Source organism: Metabacillus malikii (assembly GCF_030813355.1).
GTDB classification, from domain to species: domain Bacteria; phylum Bacillota; class Bacilli; order Bacillales; family Bacillaceae; genus Metabacillus; species Metabacillus malikii.
In genome coordinates, this window is the sequence record NZ_JAUSUD010000008.1 from 18,741 (window position 1) to 43,099 (window position 24,359).

The following is a 24,359-nucleotide window of genomic DNA, read 5'->3' on the forward strand; positions in this document are numbered from 1 at the left end:
TCAGTACTCTTTAGGGGACTGTCCCCATTTATTTGTCCCCCTAGAGGGCATTTGCTAAGTTACTTTAGTCATACCTCTTTAGTAGGGGACTGTCCCCATTTATTTACTGAGTTGGGTGCGTTAACTCCTACTGACTGAGTGGTGTGCAATAATGAGAGTGGGGACTGTCCCCTAGGAGTTAGTAGCTGTCAATACACCACACACAGTAAGTAGGGGGGGACTGTCCCCTAAAGAGTATTATCTAAATTATTTAGCAAGTGCCCCTTTTGGGGACAGTCTCCAGGTTTTTAGTTGTTTAGTATCATCTCCAACGCCTGTGACAATGTGGCTGTTGTGCGGATGTCGTCGAAGCGGAGTCCTAGTTGGATTGCGGTTTGGGCGATTTCTGGGCGGATGCCGCACAGTGTTGAGCGAACTCCGATAAGGTTTAATGCTTGTATCAGATGAAAGATTTCGTGGGCAACCATTGTATCAATAATGGCGACACCTGATAAATCAATACATAAGTCTTCAATTCTAAGCTCAGCACATTGTGCCAGTGTATTTTCTAGTATAATGAGTGCTCTTGCCGTATCGATATCCCCAATTAATGGTAATAGAGCGATGTTATTTCTAAGCAAAATAACTGGCGAGCTTAATTCATTAATGATTTCCTTCTGTGCAGTTAGTTGCTTTAACGTATTTTTATTTGCTTCTTCGATATATATGTAGATTGATAGATTAACTACCCTTCTAATTAAATCGTTCCAGGAAAGAAACTGGTCGATATCTACCTTATCACTGTTATTCTTAAAAAAGGATTTCAAATAGTTTATATATATTTGTTCTGAATTCATAAATTCTCTTACAACAAAATGTACTGGTGTCTTAAGATGCTTCTGGTCCCTTGCTAGCTCTTCAGACCATGCCTTAAACTGTTTAAAAAAGTCTTCCTCTTTGTTAATAAATAATTCATGTAAATGAAGAAAGTAGTCTTGATTTTGTTCTTTCAAGTTTTTAATCACTTCAGGATCATTTGTACTGTAAACGGAATCTTCTTCTTCTATTCCCTCAACAAGTTTGTACCAATCTTCAGTCATTTGTGGTGAGTTTCCTACTAAAAAGTTATATAGTTGCTCATTTCTATGCATCTCTTGTCTCTCCCTATAGTAAAAATTATGTATCATATGATTCACATCATATGTGAAATTATCAACTATTTGACTAATTCATGTTTAAAAGCATAGATGACAGCTTGTGTACGATCTTGTACCTCAAGCTTACTTAAGATGTTACTTACATGTGTTTTGGCCGTTTTTAAAGCAATAAATAACTGATCTGCGATTTCTTGATTAGACTTACCCTCCGCCATTAAGAGAAGGATTTCCATCTCGCGCGCAGTTAATTGTTCATGTAGTGCTGTGACATCTTTTTGGCGCATTTTCATCATCATTTTCCCTGTCACTTCAGGTTCTAAAATCGACTGTCCATGATATGTGGATCGAACAGCATTTGCAATTTCACTTGCCTTCGATGTTTTTAATAAATAGCTTGTTGCACCAGCCTCTAAGGCAGGATATACCTTTTCATCATCAAGGAAACTAGTCACGATAATAATCTTAGCTACCGGCCATGCGTCAATGATGTGCCTAGTTGCTTCAATACCATCCATTTCTTTCATAACTAAGTCCATTAAAATGACATCTGGTCGCAACTCTAAGCATAGCTCGACCCCTTTTTTGCCATTATCAGCTTCTCCAATTACTTCAATATCTGGTTGTGCAGATAAATAAGAGGATACACCGATTCGCACCATCTCATGATCGTCAACAAAAACTACTTTAATCATCATTATCACCTTCTACAGTAAGTACCGGAACCTTCACTTCAAGACGAGTTCCTTTATTTTTTAAGCTAACTACTTTTAATGTCCCACCAATTTCCACAGCACGTTCATACATATTTTGCATGCCATAAGAGCCAGTCTTACCATCTTTATCAACTTCAAAGCCAACACCATCATCCGAGACACGCATAATGACAAAATCATCCCGTTTGATTAACAGGATTTCCATTGTGGTTGCTTTTGCATGTCTGAGAGTGTTTGACACAGATTCTTGGAGAATTCGAAATAAATGGTCCTCGACACCTTTATCTAACGGAATTTGTTCAATCTTCCACTTAATATCCATTGTCACTTTTTGCATAAGTTCAACCATTAACTCTTCAATTCCCTCTTGCAGGGATTTTCCCTTCAAGGCAGCTGGGCGTAAATGCAGAAGTAATGCTCTCATCTCAAGCTGTGATTGCTGTATCGTTTCTTCAATTAATTTCAATTGTTTTGATTCCCGGTCGTCTGATTGTTGCTTCGTTTCGGTGATTGCTGACATCATCATCGATGCGGCAAATAATTGTTGACTAACCGAATCATGAAGTTCACGTGCTAATCGATTGCGTTCCTGAGAGACCATTTCTTGAACACGCTTTTCCTGGTCCTCTGCTTTTTCATTAGCAAGTTTTTGGGAGAGCTTTGTCTGTTCTTGAATGTGGCTTTGCACCTTTTCAATTCGGTTCCAAATCTCTTCTATTTCCGGGAGTACTTGTTCTGTCTTCGGGATAGTACGCCCTTTTTCTAGCTCTTTAACAGCGGTTTCAATTGTATTGAGCTGTTTCTTCCAATAGAAACCAGTCAAGGTACCGTAACATGCACCAAGTAAAATTGAGATACTAGGAACGATATAGATGAATGGTAAATCAATAATCTTCCGTTCCCACAACATGCTCCAACTATTTATCGGATACGCTACAAAAAACATCAATGATAAAAGGATAAACAGAAGCATTGTGAATATTATTCCCATTACTACTTGCCGTTGAATAATATTCATACACGCTTCACCTCAAGCTTTCCAGTTAAACTTGACGTAATAAGCTTGACCTTGTGTTCCGATTCTTCATAGTCTGCACTTCGATAAATAATGGTCTCATTTACTATTCTATGCTCCCTTTCTTGAAAAATCGCTACTGAACCGGCAATTAATGAATGATTTAAATATAGTTCTACCTCATATGGTACTAATACGGTAATATTCCCAATTAGGTTTCGTATCGATATAATGGCTTCGCCTTTAGGTAAAACTGTATCACTTAAATCAATGATTGTATTCCCAACTCCGACTTGTATATTTATATCATTCCATTCATAGACCTGATCAGGTGTCGTTTGATTAGCAAAAAATTTACTAGAAAAGATTTTTTCACTATTTAAAAACTGACCTGGCTTCGATGCCTCATCTAAAATAACGGGCTTTATCTCCCTCGGTTGCTTATGTGCTTGGTAGAATTGAACGACAATCGATACTAAGACAACACAGACGAAGTAACGAAATGTCATCATATTTAGGATATTTATGATTAACCATATCCATCCTATCCAATAGAAAACTTTACCGAAAAAGGACGGCTTCCACTTCCTGCCTAGAAAAATACAGCCAATTGACAAAACGAATACGATAATAAGTCCACCATTAAAAAACAAAACTTCTAATAATAGTAATAAAATACCGATTAGAACGATCCAATTCAAATATTCTGTATTAAAATTCTTTAACATGAGGCACCTCCTTTTTTAAAGGTTTTTTGCACTTAAACGAGTCACGACAAATAAATGACTTCATAAAAAAACAGGCCTCAGACTATTTTCTTATGAAGAAATTTATTGCCAAACACATCATTTGAAAATAAGGCGTAGAAACCTACGCCTTATTAGAATAACATGTTTCGATTAAGATATTGTACTTGTTTCCTCTTTTTTCAATTGTTTTTCTAATTGTGCAATTCTTGTATCAATTGTATTGCGATGATACGTTGAATTTACTTGGTGCTCTAAGCGATCTAAGTAGCTTTCCATTTCGTTAAACTTTGAGAAAGACTTTGTTGAATAATTGTTGTTTTCGACTACTTTATTCATGCGGTAGTGTGCACGGGCAATGTTTTCTCTGCCCATTAGCTCTAACCGTTTAATGTGCATATCCTTCAGCTTATGTTTCATTTCCTCATATTTTTGTTCTAACTCTTCAAGCTGGCGTGTTGTTTGCTGTAAAGAGTCATGTAATCTAGTGACTCTCTCTTCATAATATGCTTGTTCCTTTAGTGCAAATTCATAAAGTTCAGCTTCACCCGCTTTTTGGGCAATATCAGCCTGATGCTTACGTTTTTCAGCTAATTGTGAAGCCTCATTGTATTCACGCGAGAACTCTTCTTTTAATAAATATTGTCGCTCCACTAATTTACGTACTTTTTCTGTCTCATTCTCACATTGTCTTAAATAATGATTTAACACTGAAATTGGATTTTTTTGTTCTTTATTATCGATTGCCTCATGTAGATCTGCTGCGATTGAATCTTTTATTCTAGTAAAAATGTTAGCCATTTTATTACTCTCCTTTTATATAAAGGACGGCCTATTTAGCACGTCTCTTGTTTTATTTTTTGACCTTTTTCTAAAAGATGGTTGCTTATAACAAAACCATTTATCAAGGGTTGGTTGGAGCTAATTGCGAGACTCCTGCGGGATGCGAGTACTGCAAGAGGGACCAACCCATAAAAGCCTATTTTCATTTCCTACTTTTAGTAATTCCCTTTAATACTGTTCCATTCTTTCTCAAAATTTGTGAATGGGTCATCGCTATCAATGATGTTTGAATTAGCCGGTTTGTTATTCCACTTCTTGTAAACTACATACAATACATATACCGCAACAACTCCAATGACAGCTGGTAAGTTAGATGCTGATGCAAATAATGCGATAATCCCGATAGTTGCTAGCAACACTTTCGTAAATGTTGAGTCTGTTTTAATAAAACCTTTATATGCAAAGTACATAACCGTTAAACTTATTGCTAATGCAATCATTGGTGCGAGATTTGATAACAAGACAATCGCAGCCACCCCACCTAATAACAAGTAACCAAATTTTTTCATCGTCTACTTTCCTCCTTTCAACGTGATGACGGTTTAACCGCCCACCTTTACCCTCTTCGTTACCCATTTAGCGTCAACCTAATAAGTTTTGATTAGAGAGTAATGTTTTGGTGTGTTTCTATGTTCTTATCTTACCTACGTATTCATTTTCCAATAACGAGCCTGCGCTTTATTTTCATCTAAGACTTAAGTCGTAGCTGATGTAAGACTCTCATGATTATGAATTGACTACACATGATTTTCTTACATTAGGTAAAAATGTAAATAGACTTAAATCCTTTACATAAAAATAACAACCTAGGAGTGGATATAATGACCGATAACATGCCACAAAAGCCGTCTTCCTATTGGCAAGATTCAGCAAATTTAGAGAATTACCCTCCATTAACTGCAAATATCGATGTTGATGTTACTATAGTTGGCGGTGGGATTACAGGAATTACTACTGCTTATTTACTCGTAAAAAGTGGATTAAAGGTAGCTATACTAGAAGCAAGTACACTTTTTAATGGTACGACTGGACACACAACAGCCAAAATTACAGCCCAACATGGATTGATTTATGACGAATTGATTCAACATATGGGGATTGAACGGGCAAAGCAATATTATGAAGCAAATCAAAATGCGTTAGACTATGTACGAAATATAGTAAAACAACTTGGTATTTCTTGTGATTTAACGACTGAAGATGCGATTATGTATGCAGTGAGTGACCAATATGAGCGCAAAATTGAAACGGAGTATCGAGCATACGAAAAACTAGGTATCCCTAGTGAGTTTGTCAATGACATTGCCTTGCCATTTGATGTCAAGGGTGCAATTGTGATGAAAGAGCAAGGTCAATTTCATCCATTGACATATTTAAAATCGCTTGTAGCAGAGATTATTCGTGGAGGCGGTACAATATACGAACAGACAACAGCGGTTGATATCGATACGACAACTGACAAGCCGACGGTGATTACACGTGACCAACACCGTGTCACCTCTAAATATGTCATATCGTGCTCACATTTTCCTTTTTATGATGGAAAAGGCTTCTATTTTACAAGATTACACGCAGAACGATCTTATGTTCTAGGCATCACATCAAAAACTGAATTTCCTGGAGGTATGTATTATAGCGCCGATTCTCCGACACGCTCCATTCGCTATACGCCTGTAGATGGTGAAAAATTAATTTTAGTAAGTGGCGATGGACATAAAACAGGGCAAGGCACATCAACTTATAAACATTACAAGGCACTTGAAGATTATAGTGAGCAAGTGCTAGGAATTAACGAAATTAAATATCGTTGGTCAGCCCAAGATCTCTACACACTTGATAATGTCCCTTATGTTGGGTCAATTACGTCCAAATCACCAAATGTACTAGTCGCAACGGGTTATAGGAAATGGGGAATGTCCAACGGCACTGCCGCTGCACACTTATTACATGATATTGTGTTAGAAAAAGAAAATCCATACCGAGAATTGTACAACCCTTCGAGGTTCTATGCAGATCCAAGCATTAAAACATTTCTTATGCAAAACCTTGATGTGGCAGGTCATTTGATTGAGGGGAAGTTTGATTCGCAAGAAAAGGCTATTGAAGATATCGGTAAGGATGAAGCTGCAATTATTAGAGTAAACGGTCAGCGTGCAGGCTGTTATCGGGATATGGATGGTCATGTCCAGCTTGTTGATACAACTTGTACACATATGGGCTGTGAAGTTGAATGGAATAGCGGAGATCGTTCTTGGGATTGTCCTTGCCATGGTTCTCGATTTGCTACGGATGGGGAAGTACTAGAAGGACCAGCGACAAAACCTTTACCACAAATCGAGTTATAAGTTTTTTTACTCTTTCTAAATAACTGATTCAAACATCTTGTTAAATTAACTTGGTAGCCGTATTGAATTGATTTCAACGAAGCTATTACGACAGTAGAAATTGCTCAAAACGGCTCCTGTTCCTACATAAAAAACAACACATTATAGATTCGATAAAGCTCTAATTTGACTTTGTTCCATTACATCATTTAACAATAAATGACACCCTTTCATTCTTCATGTTAATTTCTATACTGGTTAGACTAAGAGTAGATAAAAAACAAGGAGATGAAATTTGATGACACAACATTATGACAAGCAAACAACCCAAAGAAAGGGTAAAATTTATCGCAGAAAATCTGAAGCATTGTCAGAATTTAACACAAAACTACCAGACCAGCCTCTCCCTCAACCAAAGGATTATGAAGAAATTGAATATTGAGACGAGGCATTACACCCGAATATGAAGGCTAAATGTAGGAAAACATGAAGACTGAATCAATCTCCTTGTCATTGATTCAGTCTTCTTTAAATACTTGTCATTATTAAATCGTTTTTATTCGGAATTTGAGGTGTAAACCAATCAGTAATGAGTCTTGCGTTTAGTCCATGATTTTTGGCTGTATCCTTCGTTTCTTTATTTATACAAAGATATTCGATATGTTGACGTTGTAGCAAATCTGATAAACCATATTTTCCTACACTCTTTATAAAAAATAAAACAGATGCTTTTGAAGAAAATAGAATTGCACCTGGGTTTGCATCTTCTAATTGCCGTTTAACAATCGGGATATGTCTTTCATCAATAACACGTTGGTATACGTCTGCGTAATCATAACAACCGTAGTGATAATCAAGCATCCATATTGGTTCTGTAAGATGCTTCGGTCCAACAAGTAATAGCCGACCGTTATTTTTCATATTGTATTCTAAATGTGCGAACAACCCTATTTGTTCCAACATATGAATTGCCGTTTTACTTTTACAAAAGAGCTTTGCTTTAATCGTTCGCAAATCAATTTGATATCTTTTCAACAATGAGAAAAAGGCTGTGACAGCACCAGTAGTCATAAACAAAATCCGCTCATACGTTTCAAGCTTTTTCATAATCTCATTATCAATGTACCGTTCACTATTTTTCCACTTAGGAAACTCAATCACGTCAGCTCCATGTGCTTCTAAAGCTACAATATCGTCACGATTGTCTTCACTTCCACGAATAGCAACTACTTGTTTGCCAAACAACGGTTTTTTCTCAAACCACTTCAGCTTTTCTCTTGTTGCTACTACTTCTCCTACTAACGTTATAGCTGGGTTTGTTATATTTTCTTTCTTAACCTTTTCGCTAATTGTCGCTAATGTTCCAACAACACTTTCCTGCCTGCTCCACGTCCCCCACCTGATGACGATAACAGGTGTATTTGGCGACTTACCATGGTTAATCAAGTTTTCACAGATGTGCTGTAAATTTTTCATCGCCATATAAAACGCCACCGTTTGAACTCCTCTTACAAGACCTTCCCAATCGATGTTCGGCATGCCATTTTTTGATTTATCATGTGCAGTTACCATTGCAAAGGAGCCCGCATAATCGCGGTGGGTTACAGGGATACCAGCATATAAAGGTGCAGCTATTCCTGATGTAATTCCAGGGACGATTGTATAAGGAATGTTATGATTCGCTAATGCTGCTGCTTCTTCACCAACTCTACCGAAGATACTAGGGTCCCCTCCCTTTAAGCGGACAACCATTTTCCCTTCACGTGCTTTTTCAATTAACATCGAGTTGATCTCTTCCTGTTTCATATAATGACGTGTCGGTAACTTTCCACAATAAATGAATTCACAGTTTGGCGAAGCGTATGTCAAAAGCTTAGGGTTCACTAACCGGTCATATAGAATGACTTCTGCTTGCTTTATCGCCTCCTGACCCTTTACCGTAATAAGCTCACAATCTCCGGGTCCTGCACCAACTAAATATACACTACCTATCATTCTCATCCCTCCTTGCTAGTAATAGATTGGTCGACACCGCAAGCTGAAATCTCCTCTCTTATAAAAGGAGAAAAACAGCATCTCCTTCAATTATCGTCATATAGGTTTTTACACAGCCGAAGTCAGGTTCTTGTACTTTTCCATCTTGCAGACAAATCTTCCAGTCGTGCATTGGACAAAAAACAAATTCTCCACTAACGATTCCTTCACTTAAAACGCCACCCTTATGTGGACATTTATTTTCGACCGCTTTTATCTTTCCGTTTGAAAGCTTGAAAACGGCAACCTCTTTGTTTTCATCAATCCGGACAGTTTTCCCAACACGTTCTGGCAGTTCTGATACCTTTCCTACATATACTTTTGCTTTTGTTAACTCTTTCACGACACATTCCTCCTAGGCGATTTACTTACTCTTATTGATTTGCAACTAAGACATGCTTACAGTTTCAAATAAAGCTTGCCTTGTCTTATTACTTTCAATAATTTCTTTCCAAGGATCGCTATAAACTGATAATGCCTCTTCAATACGTGCATTCAGCTCTTTACGCAGGTTTTTGTCGTCTAGGATCGATTTGACATGGTCTAAGCCAACACGGTCAATCCATGCAGAAGTTCTTTCAAGGTAATTGGCTGTTTCACGGTAATATTGTAAATAGGCACCTGTAATTTCTATTGCCTCTTCATCCGTTTTCACTTTGTACAATAAATCTCCGCCGCGGACATGTGTACCTCCATTCCCGCCGATATAAATTTCCCAACCTCCATCTATTCCAATAAATCCAATATCTTTAAATCCGGATTCTGCACAGCTTCTCGGACAAGCTGACACAGCCATTTTCACTTTATGCGGTGTTTGCAAGCCTTCAAATTTCTTTTCTAATAAAATACCTAACCCGATGGAGTCTTGTGTGCCGAATCGGCAAAATTGTTCACCTACACAAGTTTTAACGGTACGGAGTGATTTACCATATGCAAATCCTGAAGGCATCTCAAGCTCTTCCCACACTTTAGGGAGGTCATCTTTTTTCACACCGAGTAAGTCAATCCGTTGCCCACCAGTAACTTTTACTAACGGAATCTTAAATTTTTCGACGACGTCAGCAATGCGGCGTAAATCTTTAGCATTTGTCACACCGCCATACATTCTCGGTACGACTGAATAAGTGCCATCTTTTTGAATATTGGCATGCATTCTTTCGTTTACAAAACGTGACTCTCTTTCATCTACATAGTCTTTCGGGTTTACCATTCCAAGATAATAGTTAAGAGCAGGGCGACATTTTGAACAGCCCTCATCAGAGTTCCACCCAAGCACATTCATGACTTCCTTGATATGTGTTAATCCTTTCATTTTGATTTCCTCTACTACTTCATCTCTTGATAATGTCGTACAACTGCAAATTGCTTCTTTTTGTGACAGTCCATCAAATTCTGAACCAAGTGTAAGCTGTAGGACGTCAGCCACTAATGGTTTACAGCCTCCACAGGAGCGGGAAGCACTTGTACATGCTTTAATATCATCAACCGTTGTACAACCTTTATCACGGATCGCTTGAATAATTGCCCCTTTTGAGACACCGTTACAGCCGCAAATCACTTCATCGTCACTCATTGTAGCAACAAGACTTGCACCTGCATCTTCCCCAATTGGTTGTAAAATTGAGATTTTCTCAGTATCGGAAATATCTGCACCTTTTTTTATCATTGAAAATAGACGGTTACCTTCCTTGCTATCTCCAAACAAGACAGCTCCGACAATTTTATTATTTTGGAGGACTATTTTCTTGTAGATGCCGTCTTGTTCATCAAAGATTTTCAGTGACTTCTTATCCTCACCTTCGATAAAGTCACCTGCTGAAAATACTTCAACACCCGAAACCTTCAATTGTGTAGATAAAACAGACCCTTTATATGGTGCTGTTTCCTTTTCACAAATATGATGAGCTAGGACCTTTGCTTGTTCATACAGAGGAGCAACAAGTCCGTATGGAATCCCATTATGTTCAGCGCATTCTCCAACAGCGTAAACATTCGGTATGTTTGTTTGTAAATAATCATTAACGATGATTCCTCTGTTAACAGCAATCCCACTTTGTCGTGCAAGCTCAATATTCGGCTTAATACCTACTGCCATCACGACAAGATCTGCTTCTAGTGTTGTACCGTCTTGAAATAAAAGACCTTCTACACGATTTTCACCATATATTTCTTTCGTACTTGCCTCTAATAAAAACTTCATTCCTTGATTTTCTAATTCCTTTTGTAATAGCTTTCCAGCTGTTTCATCTAATTGCCGCTCCATTAACGTTGGAGCAATATGAATGACTGTGACATCCATTCCTAAATTTAACAGTCCCCGTGCAGCTTCTAAACCTAATAATCCCCCACCAATTACAGCTGCCTTTTTATACTTTTTTGAAGCTTCAAGCATTATATCTGTATCTTTAATATCACGGAAAGCCGTTACACCTTCTTTATCCGCACCCGGAAGCGGCAAAATAAATGGGACCGAGCCTGTTGCAACGATGACTTCATCATAGGGAACCATTCTGCCCTTATCAGAAATAACGACTTTTCTTTCCTGGTCAATTTTTGTTACCGTTTCAGAAGTATATAATGTAATATGATGTTCCTCGTACCAAGCCCAATCATTTAAGGTAATATCACTCACATTTGTGTCTCCTTGCAACACCTTTGATAACAGAATTCTATTGTAGTTCGGATGTGGCTCACTTCCGAAAATTGTGATTTCAAATGTATCATTTGTAATTTTTAGAATTTCCTCAACTGCTCGCACACCGGCCATTCCGTTTCCGATTAAAACTAGACTCTTTTTCTTCACCGACGTTTCCTCCCCCTGAAAGTTTCCTTTACTATAGCATGTAAAATTGAAACATTTTACATTGATGTTAGATTATCTAACATGGTTTTTACCAATTGGGCTTCCTCTAAGTAATAGGTTGTTTTCGTAAACATCGATACTTTTTACTGAGCTGTCGTTTAGAGTTGTTCTCCCCTTGCATTGCTCCCTATCTGCGGGGCTCCTGTCAGCAATTCCCCCTTCAAAAGGTTTCAAGCTTTTAATTAGAGATAAATAAAAAACTCCTTAAACGCTATCGTACAAGCGATTTCAAGGAGTTTTTTATCAGGTCGTTCTAACCTCTCTCTGTTTATTTGTTTTGTTAAACCGGGGTCACTTTTACAGCACTTACTTTAAAGCCTGGCATCTTGCACGATGGGTCGAGTTCTTCGCCGACTAACATATTAACATTTTGTCTATCATCCCAATGGAATGGGACAAATACCGTATCTTGTCTTATCTTCTCTGACCATTTACTTCTAACAACGATACTTCCCCGCTTTGAGATAACTGAAACGAGGCAATTGTTTTCGATATTGTATTTCTTTGCAGTTGTAGGATGAATTTCTAAGTAGGATTCAAAGTTTCTCGCGGCTAGTGATGCACTTTTCCTCGTTTGAACTCCTGTTAAATAATGTGACACCACTCTACCTGTTGTTAAATACAACGGAAATTCTTTAGTTGGTTTTTCCTTTGGAATTTCGGAGTGATTTGTAACGATTGTCATCTTCGCTTTGCCATCTTGATGTGCGAATGACGTCTTGAACACTGTATCCGTACCTTTATGTTGTAAAGTCGGACATGGCCATAGAACACCTTGTTCCTTTCGAATCCGTTCATACGTAATCCCGTAATAATCAGCAATTCCACCTTTACTTGCTATCCGAAGCTCATTAAAAATATCCTCAGGCTTTGTATAGGAAAAGTATTGTTCCTTTCCGAGTGCTTTCGCAATATCACAAATAATTTGCCAATCATGCTTTGCTTCCCCAGGACACTTACGGCTTGCTTCCCTTAGAATAACTCTGCCTTCTAGGTTCGTCATCGTTCCTTCATCTTCCAAATATGATGAGGCCGGTAAAATGAGGTCTGCATATTGGGCAGTTTCTGAAATAAATAAGTCCACTGCTACAAGGAAATCCAATTTTTTTAATGCACGTTTCACGAAATTTGCATTCGGGTTTGAGACAACCGGATTTGAACACATAAGGAGCATCCCTTTAATCTCGCCCTCGTCAATCTTCTGGAACATCTCAAATGCTGATACTCCTTTACGAGGTAATTCATCTTTGCTTACTCCCCAAACTGACGCGATATACTCTCGATGCTGTTCATTCTCAATTGAGCGATAACCTGGCAATTGGTCTGCCTTCTGCCCATGTTCTCGTGCTCCTTGCCCATTGCCTTGCCCTGTAATTGCTCCATAGCCACAGTACTGTTTTCCGATTTTGCCCGTTGCAATGATCATATTCAGAAGGTTTCTTACCGCAGCAGTACCATCAATTTGTTGTTCAACACCTCTTGCAGTAAAGAGCATTCCTGTTTCTTCACTACCAAACTTCATTGCCGCTTTGCGAATATGCTCAAGCGGTACACCCGTCATGTCTTCAATTTCAACTAAAGATAACGATGCTACATAGTCTGCCACCTCATTAAATCCTGTTGCCCGTTGCTCGATAAATGAATGATCAACTAGATTTTCCTCAATGAGGACCTTTAACATTCCATTTGCTAGCGCTGCATCCATACCTGGCTTAACTTGCAGGTGCAAATCAGCAATTTGTGTTGTCGCTGTTTCTCGAGGGTCTATCGCAATAATATATGCGCCATTCTCCTTCGCCTTTTCAAAGTAAGGCATAATTGTCGGCTGACATTCAGCAATGTTCGTACCAGCCAAAATGATGACGCGTGTTTGCGGAATTTCAGATAAGGGCATCGTTAACCCACGATCTAAACCGAATGTTTGATTTGCTGCGGTTGCTGCAGCAGACATACATAAGCGGCCATTATAATCAATATACGGAGTCTTTAATGCCACTCTTGCAAATTTCCCCAATATATAAGCTTCTTCATTTGTTATCGAGGCACTGCCATATACAGATAGGGCATCATTTCCATCTTTTGCTTGAATCTTCGAAAACCTCTCTTTAATAATCATTAATGCTTCATCCCAAGAAATTCGTACAAAATCTCCATCTACTTTTAACAACGGGTATTTTATCCGCTCATGATGGATTGCATGCTGATAAGCATTCATTCCCTTTATACAAATCCTTCCCATAGAGGTTGGATTATCCACACCAACTGTCGTATACTTTTTACGCGAAACAACTGACTGTTCAACTAATTGCATTTTACATTGCATACTACAAAACGGACATTGTGTATCATAAACCTTTTCAGATTGAACCTCTTGTTGCTTCTTACGAAAATACTTTAATAATAAGTCAGTCAAAATTCCTCACCCTAACATAACAATCTAGTAAATTTTTTACAAAGCATCTTTATACTTGGCTGGCTGTTTTCGTTTATAATGTTGCTTTTAACTGAGTTGTCGTTTAGAGTTTATTTCCGCTACAGTGCTCGCTTTCCGCGGGGTGGGTGCTGAGCCTGTCTAGCTTCGGCGGCTACCTGTTAACAAACTTCAGGTCACCTCCCTACGATAAGTCATCATCGATTCGTCCAAGGACTCATCGTGATTCCTAAATCTTTAGTCGATGCCCCTCCAGTTTGTACGTCGATGGGCAAGCCGCCTACGCTTTTCGAATTCCTCAGCGCAAACGCCTGCGGGGTCTCAGCTCTCCCACTCATCCCGCAGGAGTCTCGCACTTCCGCTCCAACAAACCCTTAAAAAGGTTAGTGTAAAAAGCCACAATCTTTTAGAAATGAGCCTTTAGAAAAAACCTTATATTTTTATAAGACGTTCAACAAGTTGTTCACTTAACGACATTTCAAACACTACTTCTCTTATATGAATTAGCCCCACTCTCATTACCCATTCAGCAACCGACTCTAAATAATTAGCTGTTTCTCGGTAATATTGAATAAAGCTGCAAATATACTGTTTAAGCTCTGTTGAGTCACTCGCAACAGCAAACAACTCTCCATAACTCGGCTGGTGTTTGGCAGTACCCCCTACATAAATCTCGTATTTGCCATAATCACCAATAACACAAACATCTCTTGTCTTTAATTCAATATCCTCATGTTTACAGGCAGACATGGCCATAACGAGACGATGAGGTGTGAAGACATGTACCAATTCATTTTCAAGTTCAGATGCTAAGTTCCTGAGTATCTCACTATTACAAGCACACGTGCGTTCCTTGTAAAACGTATTAATAAATACAATTTTATGAAGATGTGACGGTCTTGGTCGTACTCTTAATTCTTTACATACGTTTTGCAACACATCTCTTCTAATCCCTAATAGTCGAAAGCTTTGTTCTGTTGTTATCCCTAACTCTCGGATACCATATTTATTCATCACATCAGTTATTCTCTTTAGATTAGTGGCGTTTGTTAGACCCCCATGCAGTTGCAACACCATTGAATAGGTGCCATCTTCATGCAGTTGAGCATTATTAACATCCTTTAGAAACACTTCTTCATTTTTTGGGTAAATCATTGCGAAGTAGTAGTTTAGAGCCCGCTTGCAACTAACACATCCATTTGGTGTTTTCCAATTTAGCTTTGTAAAAACCTCTTGGATATGCAAGATTTCGTCCTGTTGGATTTGATGAACAACTTCTTCTTCAGATAATGTTGTACATTCACATAATGTTTTTTTATGATATGTTTCAGTACACGCATCACTTTTGAGATACGCTAGCAGGTCGGTAACTGTTGCTAAGCAGCTGCCACAAGAACTAGATGCCTTAGTACATTGCTTCACTTGGTCAACTGTATTTAAATCATTTTTAAAAACTGCCTCTACAATTGCTCCTTTTGTCACTGCGTTACAATTACAGATCAGTTCTGCATCATCCATTGACTGGAATAAAGCATCATCACGTCTACTACTATTTAATATAGTTTGAATATCATCCTCACTTACATGCCTCCTTTTTGACATGTAATCTAAAATCATCCGTCCTGATTTTGTATCTCCATATAATAACGCACCGATAATCTTGTCATCATGGAAGATAATTTTCTTATATATGTTATCTAGTTGATTTTCTACAACAATCATTTTTGACTCAGGGGGCCCATGAACTTCTCCGGCAGAGAAGAGCTCAATCCCCGGAACCTTCAAGCCCGTTGATAACACTGATCCACGATAACCCTCGTTTGAAATGCCACATAAATAGTTTGCTAGAATCTTACCTTGCTCATAAAGTGGTTTTACGAGCCCATAGACTACTCCTTCGTGTTCAACACACTCACCAACTCCATACACATTAGCAATGTTCGTTTCTAAGAAATCATTCACGATAATCCCTCGGTTTGTTTTAATACCACTCTCAGTAGCTAATGCGATGTTTGGTTTAACACCTATAGCCATTACGACTAAATCCGCTTCTACTTCTGTTCCATCAGTAAAAGTCAATCTTTCAACGCGGTTGTCTCCAACAATCTCTTTTGTCATTTTCCCCAATAGAAATTGGATACCTTGCTTCTCTAACGTATGTTGAACTAGCTTAGAGACCGTCGAATCAAGCTGCCTTTGCATTAAGTGATCTGTATTGTGGACGACCTTGACGTTTAAACCTAAATTTATTAGCCCCTGCGCTGCCTCTAATCCTAATACACCACCACCAATGACGACTGCACGCCTATATTTTGTTGATGCTTCAATAATCTTATTGCAATCTTCAATTGTTCTAAAGACCGTAACACCCTCTTTACTAACACCGGGTATCGGCAAGATAAACGGTACCGACCCGGTTGCGATAATCAATTTGTCATAATAGAGCGTACGGTTTTGATTTGTTTTTACCTCTTTCGTATTTGTATCTATGTTCACAGCTGTCTCACCTAACAAAAGGCTAATTCCATTTTCTCTATACCACTCTCTTTGATTTATCGTGATTTCATCGACCTGGGCTTTCCCTTGCAAAACAGAGGATAATAATATGCGGTTATAATTCGGGTGTATCTCACTTCCAATGATCGTTATCGTATATAGATTAGGATTACGTTTTATAATCTCCTCAACTGTACGCACTCCTGCCATTCCATTGCCAATTACAACTAATCTCTGCCTCATCTTACCCCTCCAAAGCTAAAGAGTATCTCATATTCATTAACTTCATTATTTCATATCTTTATTGAATAGTAAGACTTCCTGTTACATTTTCTAACATGGAAGTTTTAAAAATTACGTCTAGGATACAAAAACAGCAAAATCTAATGAACTCCTTTATTTTTAATGTTACATTTCCTAACAAGTTGCTTTTCTATAAAAATTGCAAATTTTATAATAGCGGTATGTTATCTAAATCGCCTATAAAAACCAATCGATTTATTAAGAGGAGTTGTACATGATGAAACTTTCAGATTTAAAAACAAGCGGTCACCCAAAAACGTTATTTTCAGCATTTCTCTATTTTGATGTCAGCTTTATGATTTGGGTCATTTTAGGAGCACTAGGTGTTTTCATCACAGAGGAATTTGGATTATCACCTTCGCAGAAAGGATTAATCGTTGCAATACCAATTCTTGCCGGGTCCTTTTTTAGAATTATTCTAGGAATCTTAACTGATAGAATCGGTCCAAAGAAAACAGCAATCATTGGGATGAGCATTACGACGATTCCGTTATTATGGGGATTATTAGCTGGTAATACATTACCTGAGCTTTACCTAATTGGTATTTTGCTAGGTGTTGCAGGGGCAAGTTTTGCAGTAGCCCTACCGATGGCAAGCAGATGGTATCCACCAAACTTACAAGGGCTAGCGATGGGCATAGCAGGGGCAGGTAATAGCGGGACGTTATTAGCAACACTATTTGGTCCTCGGTTAGCAGAACAATTCGGCTGGCATTTAACAATGGGCTTTGCAGCCATTCCTTTAATTATTACATTTTTTCTTTTTATTTTCTTAGCAAAGGATGCACCGACACAACCCGCACCACAACCGTTAGTCAATTATTTTAAGGTTTTTGCTTATCGGGATACATGGTATTTTTGTTTACTATATAGTGTGACATTTGGCGGATTCGTCGGTTTATCGAGCTTCCTTAGCATGTTCTTCGTCGACCAATACCAGCTATCGAGTGTCCGCGCTGGAGATTTTGTGACAATCTGTGTGTTTGCAGGCAGTTTCTTCAGACCAGTGGGCGGTTATATTGCTGACCGAGTTGGAGGAGTAAAGGTGTTGTCATTTTTATTTATCGGAGTGGCAGCATGCATGCTCGGCGTTAGTCAGCTACCACCATTACTTGCAATAACTGTTTTATTATTTGCCGGAATGATGTGTCTCGGTATGGGTAACGGAGCTGTATTCCAATTAGTCCCACAACGTTTCCAAAAGGAAATTGGCATGATAACAGGTATTGTTGGTGCTGCAGGAGGAATTGGCGGATTCTTTCTACCTAACATTCTAGGAACTTTAAAGGAAGTGACAGGTTCATATGCATCAGGCTTTATCACTTTCTCTATAATCGCAGGATTAGCAATGGTCGTCCTACTAATTGCAAACTTCTCATGGAAAAAGTCTTGGAATGTAAAAGGTGACACCGTAAAAATTTGAAGCAGGGGTGTAGCAGGGGGACGGTTCTCCTGCTTCCTTTTATTAGGAAGCAGAGGAACCGTCCCTTTGCTTCCTTTACAACTTAGAATCCCCTATTAAAAAGGCACACATAAATCTCCTCCTATGCCAATTTAAGTAAAACCCCTTTACAAACTCTACAAATTTGTTATCCTTATATAGTTACCTAGGTAAATAATTGAGGTGATTAAATATGGTCAATACAAATAAGCTATTCCACCTTCTATATCAAAAGACACGCTTAATGACAAAGGAACTCAATGAATTTTTGCAGCCATTTGGGTTGTATAGTTCACAGTGGGCGATCCTCTCCTGTTTGAAAAACAATGGACCGATGATACAGAGTGAAATATGGCGACAACTTGTCGTTGAGGCCCCTACAGTAACTCGAACAATTATGAAGCTTGAGGCGAGTGGATGGGTAGAACGTTCACAAGGAATTGATAAACGCGAGCGGGTCGTTTCACTTACAGCAATGGCCATTAATCAACTACCGATTGTTGAAAAAGAGGTCGAACGATTTGAGGCAAAAATGATCGAGCAATTTAATCAGGAAGAATTAGATTCTTTTTATTCCTTTATTACGAAAATAGGATTAAGTACAACTGAGAGGAAGGGATAATCTTATATGGAAAAGGCAAAAAAACAGCCAATTTGGACGAAGAACTTTATTAGTATATTTTTAAGTAACTTTTTTATCTTTTTAGCCTTTTACGGCTTACTTACATCATTGCCGATATATGTAGTTGATGAGTTGCATCGTTCAAAGGTAGATGCAGGACTCATCGTTACCATTTTCTTATTATCGGCTATTATAATTAGACCCTTTTCCGGTAAACTGCTCGATGATTATGGAAAAAAAATGATGTTGATGATAAGTCTAGTGTTTTTTACTATTTGTTCATTCCTATACTTATGGGTCGATCAGTACGGATTATTACTAGCATTACGGTTTTTCCAAGGGATTTGGTTTAGCATTGCAACGACAGCTACTGGTGCAATTGCAGCTGACCTTGTACCACATAATCGTCGCGGAGAGGGATTAGGGTATTTCGTTATGTCTACAAACTTAGCCGTTGTTTTTGGTCCGCTAGTTTCAATTTCATTAATACAAGTGACATCATTTTATACGTTATTTCTTATAATCGCGTTATTAATCACGGTTGGTCTACTATTTACAGCAACAAGTAAAATTAGTGAAAACCGCACAAATGAGAAAAGCAAGAAGCAACTACAGCTGTCAGATTTAATTGATAAAAAGGCATTACCTGTTGCTTTTATCGGTAGTTTAGTTGCCTTCGCTTACTCAAGTGTTTTATCGTTTATATCGATTTATGCTAAGGAATTAGAGTTACTAGATGCGGCCAGCTTTTTCTTTGTCGTTTTTGCTGTTGTAATGCTTATTGCAAGGCCATTTAGTGGTCGTCTCTTTGACACAAAAGGACCGCATATTGTCATGTATCCAGCCTTAATCTTATTCCTTATTGGATTATTACTATTAAGCGTTGCAAATACAACTTTTTCATTATTATTATCGGGTGCATTTATTGGTTTAGGTTATGGAACTGTTGTCCCATCACTACAAACACTTGCCATTCAGTCTACGGATCGCAATCGTAGTGGCCATGCGACAGCCACCTTTTTCACTCTATTCGATACCGGGATTGCAGTTGGCTCTTACATTTTAGGGCTTATTGCGACTGAGTTAGGCTACGGTTCACTATATTTCTTTACGGCATTGTTTATGGTAATTATTATTGTTATGTATAAACTTGTCTTACATGCAAAAAAAGAATCTCATTCTGAAGTAAAGCAGCTAAATTAATAGCTAAATAAGGTCATTAATTAATCCGTGGGGAATTAGCCCCCCTTAATAAAAGAAGTCGAAAAAAGCAGGGCCCCAAATTGGGTAACCCTGCTTTAGTTATTATTTGCTTACCAATTAATAAGCTCCTCGTATATTCGGATGGATTTCTTGTTGATAAAATTCTTTAAGTCTTTCTAACTCACTTTGGCTAAAAGGTTGAACTTCTGTTGCTTGTAAATTATCTTCGACCTGTTTAACTGTTTTAAAGCCTGGAATAACTGTCGTAATTTCTTCATGGTCTAATATCCAACGAAGTGCTGCTCTCGTCATATTTCCTCTACCTTCTGCAATCCACTTTAGTTGTTCACTTAATTGAACACCTTTAGAGAATTCTACTCCAGCAAACGTTTCCCCAACATTGAAATGTTCTCCATCTTTATTAAAGTGACGGTGATCATCTGATTCAAATGTCGCCTGTTGTGTAAATTTACCTGTTAAAAGTCCACTTGCTAACGGAACACGTGCTAATAGACCAACACCTTTTTCCTTTGCTTGAGGAAGTAGTTCAGCAACAGCCTTTTGTCTAAAAATATTAAATATAACTTGAAGTGCACTTACATTAGGTTGTTCAATGCAAAACAGTCCTTCTTCAACCGTTTCAACACTTACACCGTAGTATCTGATTTTTCCTTGTTGCTGTAACTTATCTAACACTTCAAATACTTGTCCATTCTTTAAAATCTCCATAGGCGGACAATGAATTTGATATAAGTCAATCGCTTCTCTATTTAAGCGCTTTAAACTAGCTTCACAATAAGCAGTTACAGCTTCTTGTGAATAAGTTTCCGGGTTATAAATATCTCCAGCACGGCAAAACTTTGTCGCGATATGGATTTTATCTTCTTTACCCTTCGTTGCCTTCGCAAGCAATTCCTCGCTATGACCATCACCGTAAACATCGGCTGTATCAAAGAAATTTACCCCTTCATCCATCGCTTTCTCTAAACCTCTTAAAGCCTCTTGGTCATCTGACTTCCCCCAAGATCCACCTATTGCCCAAGTTCCAAAACTAAGCTCACTTATCTTTAAATCTGTATTACCAAGCTGACGATATTTCATTTATTTCACCATCCTGATCGTTTTTATACAATTTTAGATATGTACTAGTTTAGTATAGTAAATATAAAGCGTTATCAAAAGTAATTCGACTTACACATTTTATATGTTAGGGTGTCTTATCCTTAATACCTTAAGAAAATTTGAACATTCATATCTAAATAGTGAAGACCCTATCAACATGTATTACTCTTTTCATAGCATAGAGAAAAAACACAGGGTCAGACCCCTCAGTACTCAATTACAAGAAATAGACTGCCTTCTTATATTGGTACTTGAATGAGAGGTCATCGCCTTAAAGAGTCAATTTATTATTGATTTGATACAACACTTATACCACCTATATCTGTTTTCGCCCTAATTATCGGTCCTTCATTTCCTATTTTTGTAATAATGCTTTTCGAAGTACTATTTTGGTAGCCATCAAACCCAGAAACAGTAACATCTCCTATCTCACTTGAAAGGTCAAATGCTAGATTTTCCGTATCATTCTCGATTGTCACTTCAATCTCACCAACATCTGATTTTAAATCGATATCCTCTGTTAATTCAATAATATTAATGTCAATTCCACCTGTATCTGATTGGGCTTTTATCTTTCCATTCATTTTCTCAAGTTTGATGTTCCCAACATCTGACTTATAAAGGCCATTTCCATTATATTTACTTACAAAAATCTCACCGACATTATTTTCAGCCTTCATCTGTTTAGGATCAATATCTTCAATCGTGATTTCACCAACGTCCACATTGACTGTTAATTTTTCAAGAACCTTTTTAGGTATAGCAATGTCTAGTATTCTCTCACTATTTAAATCGCTAGTAATGAACGGTATTTGTGTGAAGAACTTATTGTTTTGCTTTACTTTCACCTCGAGTTTAGTCTCATCCTGATTAACTAAGAAATCAATTTGCTTCTTTACTCTATCTATAGCATGACCATGAAAATGTACTTCTATATTGTCACTTTTACTCTCCGTAATGTGAACTTCCCCAACATCGACATTAATATCCATCTCTTTAATTTGTTCCGAGTTAACCGTTTTACGTTCATCTATATTTTCATTTTCCCCTTTTGAAAATACATTTCCCCCAAAAGCAAACATCCCGATTGTCCCAATTATAATTGCCAATACAGCACCTATCGCAACTTTCTTCAACGTTGTACTCCCCCTTTAATTACTTTCACGTTAAATTTCACGTACCGGATAATGACTTTATATAAAAACTTTCCTACATAAATAGTTGCGATACTTAATAATAGGCCAATCCCACATAATGTAATACTCATAAATAACTCTAGTACGAAATCACTTGTAGTTCCGAAAATAAACCCAACTATAAGCAAGAGTGGTGAGATTGTGAATGCAACTGCTATTAAACCTAAACTTACATATAGTCCTATTATTAATACAACGGGTGCTAGTAAGACGATTATATTAAAAAAGCTTAAGCTAATCGTTGCAAAGATTGCACGTGTAATACTAGCAACAGACTGGTCTGTTTCCGCTTGTGCTACCATAAAATCAGCTAATAGTTCCTTAGCAATCACTTTTGGATGTCCTAAAGATTTTGAAATCTCTTCTTCAGTCTTCCCATTTTCAAGACCTACTTGAAAGTGCTCTTCAAAATCAGTTAATACTTCTTGACGATCCTCATTTGGCATCTTCTTCAATTGATTTGATAATTCTTTTAGAAAACGCTCTTTATTCATCGTCCTGTAACCCCTCTCCAATTAATTCGTCTACGTTCGCCTTAAATTCCCGCCATTCTTTCACTAAGCTATCCATATACTCTCTTCCCTTATCTGTAAGCGTATAATACTTACGGGATGGCCCTTCATTTGATTCCACTAAATATGTTGTAAAATAATCTTCCTTTGTTAGCCTTCTTAGTAACGGGTATAACGTCCCTTCTGCGACATCAATCTGCTTTGATATATTTTGAGCTAATTCATAACCATATTGGTCCTTTTTTGATATTAGTACTAATACGCAAAGCTCAAGCACCCCTTTTTTAAATTGGACATTCACTTCGGTCATCTCCTATTGTACGTTATTCACTACTGTGTATTATCTACTAGTAGACCAAAAAAATCTTTTTCCACCTATAACCAGATTGTAGCACAAACTATTGAACATTACAAGGTACTGAATATTATTTTTTTTGAAAGCAAGTAAAAACACTCCAAACACCTAGAATAGTAGAAATGATTACATTCTATCCGTGTTTGGAGTTAATTGGACACTAAAGGTTTATTTATTTTGCAGCCTGATAATATTTAACAAGACTAATAATCGCACTTCCCATACGTTCTTCCTCCGGTACAACAATGCGATGGATCCCTACTTCTCGTAAGGCTTGTGCTGTCACCTTACCGACTGCAACAGCTACCACATCATCTTCAAAGGCACTTAATAGCTCATTTTCTAACCCTTGCTCTTTCGCATAAGACATTAAAAACCGGGCTTGAGGTGTACTTGTAAAGTTAACTGCATCGACTTTTCGATTCACAATCTCATCAATAAGCTGAGTGATTACTTCCCGATTAGGTGGAGTATGCTTATAGGGGAGAATTTCTTTATATGTAGCTCCCTTTTCATCAAGAAAGGCTATTAATCCTGGCGCAGGGTCTCCATGTAATTGGAGTGCTACATTACACCCAGTGAATGACTCAGGCTGCAACTGTCTCACTAATCCCGCTGTACTTCCATCATCATCTCTTACATCTGGCACAATCCCTAACTTCTTCAACATATTGACGGTTTTGTATCCACGAGCGGCAACTTTGGAATTTTCGAGAACATGAATAAAATTTTCGCCTACACCCATCCTTACAGCTGTTTGATACAATTTATCTGTCCCAATTCCGGTTGTAAAGATAAACCAATCAAACTTCCCATCAACTAATGCTTCAACTTCCTTCTCGACGATTGCATCATCAAGAAATACTGTTCCTTGTGCTGGTCGTACGAGAGCAATTCCGCCTAAATTTTCAATTAGTTTGCTTAATTCCTCTGATTTCCTTTGTCCACATAATGCTATTGTTTTACCATCTAACCGTTTCATAACATCATCACCCGCTTGTAAT

General features: G+C 37.9%; 22 protein-coding genes. 5 read left to right on the forward strand and 17 right to left on the reverse strand.

Translation table 11 applies throughout. From position 1 onward, the window contains the following. Positions 1 to 287 precede the first annotated feature (287 nt). The 6 genes from J2S19_RS09675 to J2S19_RS09700 form a co-directional block, all read right to left on the reverse strand. Complete coding sequence (locus J2S19_RS09675) at positions 288 to 1,130, reverse strand: STAS domain-containing protein (RefSeq protein ID WP_307340782.1); 843 nt, start codon at positions 1,128 to 1,130, stop codon at positions 288 to 290. A 65-nt stretch (positions 1,131 to 1,195) separates the two neighbouring features. Continuing rightward, complete coding sequence (locus J2S19_RS09680; RefSeq protein ID WP_307340785.1) at positions 1,196 to 1,828, reverse strand: response regulator transcription factor; 633 nt, start codon at positions 1,826 to 1,828, stop codon at positions 1,196 to 1,198. Beyond that, positions 1,821 to 2,867 (reverse strand): sensor histidine kinase, encoded by a 1,047-nt coding sequence (locus J2S19_RS09685; RefSeq protein ID WP_307340788.1) that lies wholly within the window; start codon positions 2,865 to 2,867, stop codon positions 1,821 to 1,823. The genes J2S19_RS09680 and J2S19_RS09685 overlap by 8 nt, the downstream gene beginning before the upstream one ends. Further along, a complete protein-coding gene (gene liaF, locus J2S19_RS09690; protein WP_307340790.1) occupies positions 2,864 to 3,592 on the reverse strand; it encodes a cell wall-active antibiotics response protein LiaF in 729 nt (242 codons plus the stop codon). Before liaF ends, J2S19_RS09685 begins: the two co-directional genes overlap by 4 nt. Positions 3,593 to 3,763: 171 nt before the next feature. Continuing rightward, on the reverse strand, positions 3,764 to 4,411 hold the full coding sequence (locus J2S19_RS09695) for a PspA/IM30 family protein (protein WP_307340794.1): 648 nt from the start codon (positions 4,409 to 4,411) through the stop codon (positions 3,764 to 3,766). A 197-nt stretch (positions 4,412 to 4,608) separates the two neighbouring features. Beyond that, positions 4,609 to 4,962: a lmo0954 family membrane protein gene (locus J2S19_RS09700; protein WP_307340796.1), complete on the reverse strand. Its 354-nt coding sequence runs from the start codon at positions 4,960 to 4,962 to the stop codon at positions 4,609 to 4,611. 312 nt (positions 4,963 to 5,274) lie between these two features. On the opposite strand from J2S19_RS09700, the gene J2S19_RS09705 reads away from it, so the two are divergent. Together J2S19_RS09705 and J2S19_RS09710 are read left to right on the forward strand one after the other, a co-directional pair. Further along, positions 5,275 to 6,798, forward strand: a complete 1,524-nt coding sequence (locus J2S19_RS09705) for an FAD-dependent oxidoreductase (RefSeq protein WP_307340799.1) — start codon at positions 5,275 to 5,277, stop codon at positions 6,796 to 6,798. Positions 6,799 to 7,075: 277 nt separating this feature from the next. Further along, positions 7,076 to 7,219 carry a hypothetical protein gene (locus tag J2S19_RS09710; protein ID WP_307340801.1) on the forward strand — a complete coding sequence of 48 codons (144 nt, stop codon included), beginning with the start codon at positions 7,076 to 7,078 and terminating at the stop codon, positions 7,217 to 7,219. Positions 7,220 to 7,305: 86 nt separating this feature from the next. Here the strand turns inward: J2S19_RS09710 and cobA are convergent, their stop codons facing one another. The 6 genes from cobA to nirB (J2S19_RS09740) form a co-directional block, all read right to left on the reverse strand. Beyond that, the gene (cobA, locus tag J2S19_RS09715) at positions 7,306 to 8,772 is read right to left on the reverse strand and encodes a uroporphyrinogen-III C-methyltransferase (protein ID WP_307340803.1); all 1,467 of its coding nucleotides are present in this window, start codon (positions 8,770 to 8,772) and stop codon (positions 7,306 to 7,308) included. A 58-nt stretch (positions 8,773 to 8,830) separates the two neighbouring features. Next, positions 8,831 to 9,154 (reverse strand): nitrite reductase small subunit NirD, encoded by a 324-nt coding sequence (nirD, locus tag J2S19_RS09720; protein WP_307340806.1) that lies wholly within the window; start codon positions 9,152 to 9,154, stop codon positions 8,831 to 8,833. 45 nt (positions 9,155 to 9,199) lie between these two features. Further along, positions 9,200 to 11,614 carry a nitrite reductase large subunit NirB gene (gene nirB / locus J2S19_RS09725; protein WP_307340809.1) on the reverse strand — a complete coding sequence of 805 codons (2,415 nt, stop codon included), beginning with the start codon at positions 11,612 to 11,614 and terminating at the stop codon, positions 9,200 to 9,202. A 340-nt stretch (positions 11,615 to 11,954) separates the two neighbouring features. Beyond that, complete coding sequence (gene nasC, locus J2S19_RS09730; RefSeq protein WP_307340814.1) at positions 11,955 to 14,087, reverse strand: assimilatory nitrate reductase catalytic subunit NasC; 2,133 nt, start codon at positions 14,085 to 14,087, stop codon at positions 11,955 to 11,957. 215 nt (positions 14,088 to 14,302) lie between these two features. Continuing rightward, positions 14,303 to 14,443 carry a hypothetical protein gene (locus J2S19_RS09735; protein ID WP_307340817.1) on the reverse strand — a complete coding sequence of 47 codons (141 nt, stop codon included), beginning with the start codon at positions 14,441 to 14,443 and terminating at the stop codon, positions 14,303 to 14,305. 94 nt (positions 14,444 to 14,537) lie between these two features. Next, positions 14,538 to 16,844, reverse strand: a complete 2,307-nt coding sequence (gene nirB / locus J2S19_RS09740; protein ID WP_307340820.1) for a nitrite reductase large subunit NirB — start codon at positions 16,842 to 16,844, stop codon at positions 14,538 to 14,540. Positions 16,845 to 17,121: 277 nt separating this feature from the next. On the opposite strand from nirB (J2S19_RS09740), the gene J2S19_RS09745 reads away from it, so the two are divergent. The 3 genes from J2S19_RS09745 to J2S19_RS09755 all read left to right on the forward strand — a co-directional run bounded on the left by J2S19_RS09745 (position 17,122) and on the right by J2S19_RS09755 (position 20,170). Continuing rightward, positions 17,122 to 18,327, forward strand: a complete 1,206-nt coding sequence (locus tag J2S19_RS09745; protein WP_307340822.1) for an MFS transporter — start codon at positions 17,122 to 17,124, stop codon at positions 18,325 to 18,327. A 211-nt stretch (positions 18,328 to 18,538) separates the two neighbouring features. After that, positions 18,539 to 18,967: a MarR family winged helix-turn-helix transcriptional regulator gene (locus J2S19_RS09750; protein WP_307340825.1), complete on the forward strand. Its 429-nt coding sequence runs from the start codon at positions 18,539 to 18,541 to the stop codon at positions 18,965 to 18,967. Positions 18,968 to 18,973: 6 nt separating this feature from the next. Continuing rightward, positions 18,974 to 20,170, forward strand: a complete 1,197-nt coding sequence (locus J2S19_RS09755; RefSeq protein WP_307340828.1) for an MFS transporter — start codon at positions 18,974 to 18,976, stop codon at positions 20,168 to 20,170. A 117-nt stretch (positions 20,171 to 20,287) separates the two neighbouring features. On the opposite strand, the gene J2S19_RS09760 is transcribed toward J2S19_RS09755, so the two are convergent. The 5 genes from J2S19_RS09760 to J2S19_RS09780 form a co-directional block, all read right to left on the reverse strand. Then, positions 20,288 to 21,271, reverse strand: a complete 984-nt coding sequence (locus J2S19_RS09760) for an aldo/keto reductase (protein WP_307340831.1) — start codon at positions 21,269 to 21,271, stop codon at positions 20,288 to 20,290. A 308-nt stretch (positions 21,272 to 21,579) separates the two neighbouring features. Next, positions 21,580 to 22,428, reverse strand: a complete 849-nt coding sequence (locus J2S19_RS09765; RefSeq protein ID WP_307340834.1) for a DUF4097 family beta strand repeat-containing protein — start codon at positions 22,426 to 22,428, stop codon at positions 21,580 to 21,582. Next, positions 22,425 to 22,982: a DUF1700 domain-containing protein gene (locus J2S19_RS09770; protein ID WP_307340836.1), complete on the reverse strand. Its 558-nt coding sequence runs from the start codon at positions 22,980 to 22,982 to the stop codon at positions 22,425 to 22,427. The genes J2S19_RS09765 and J2S19_RS09770 overlap by 4 nt, the downstream gene beginning before the upstream one ends. After that, positions 22,975 to 23,301, reverse strand: coding sequence for a PadR family transcriptional regulator (locus tag J2S19_RS09775; protein ID WP_307340839.1), 327 nt, complete (start codon positions 23,299 to 23,301; stop codon positions 22,975 to 22,977). The genes J2S19_RS09770 and J2S19_RS09775 overlap by 8 nt, the downstream gene beginning before the upstream one ends. Before the next feature lie 226 nt (positions 23,302 to 23,527). Further along, entirely contained in the window at positions 23,528 to 24,337 is an 810-nt protein-coding gene (locus tag J2S19_RS09780) for a uroporphyrinogen-III synthase (RefSeq protein ID WP_307340842.1), read from the reverse strand. Positions 24,338 to 24,359: the final 22 nt, after the last annotated feature.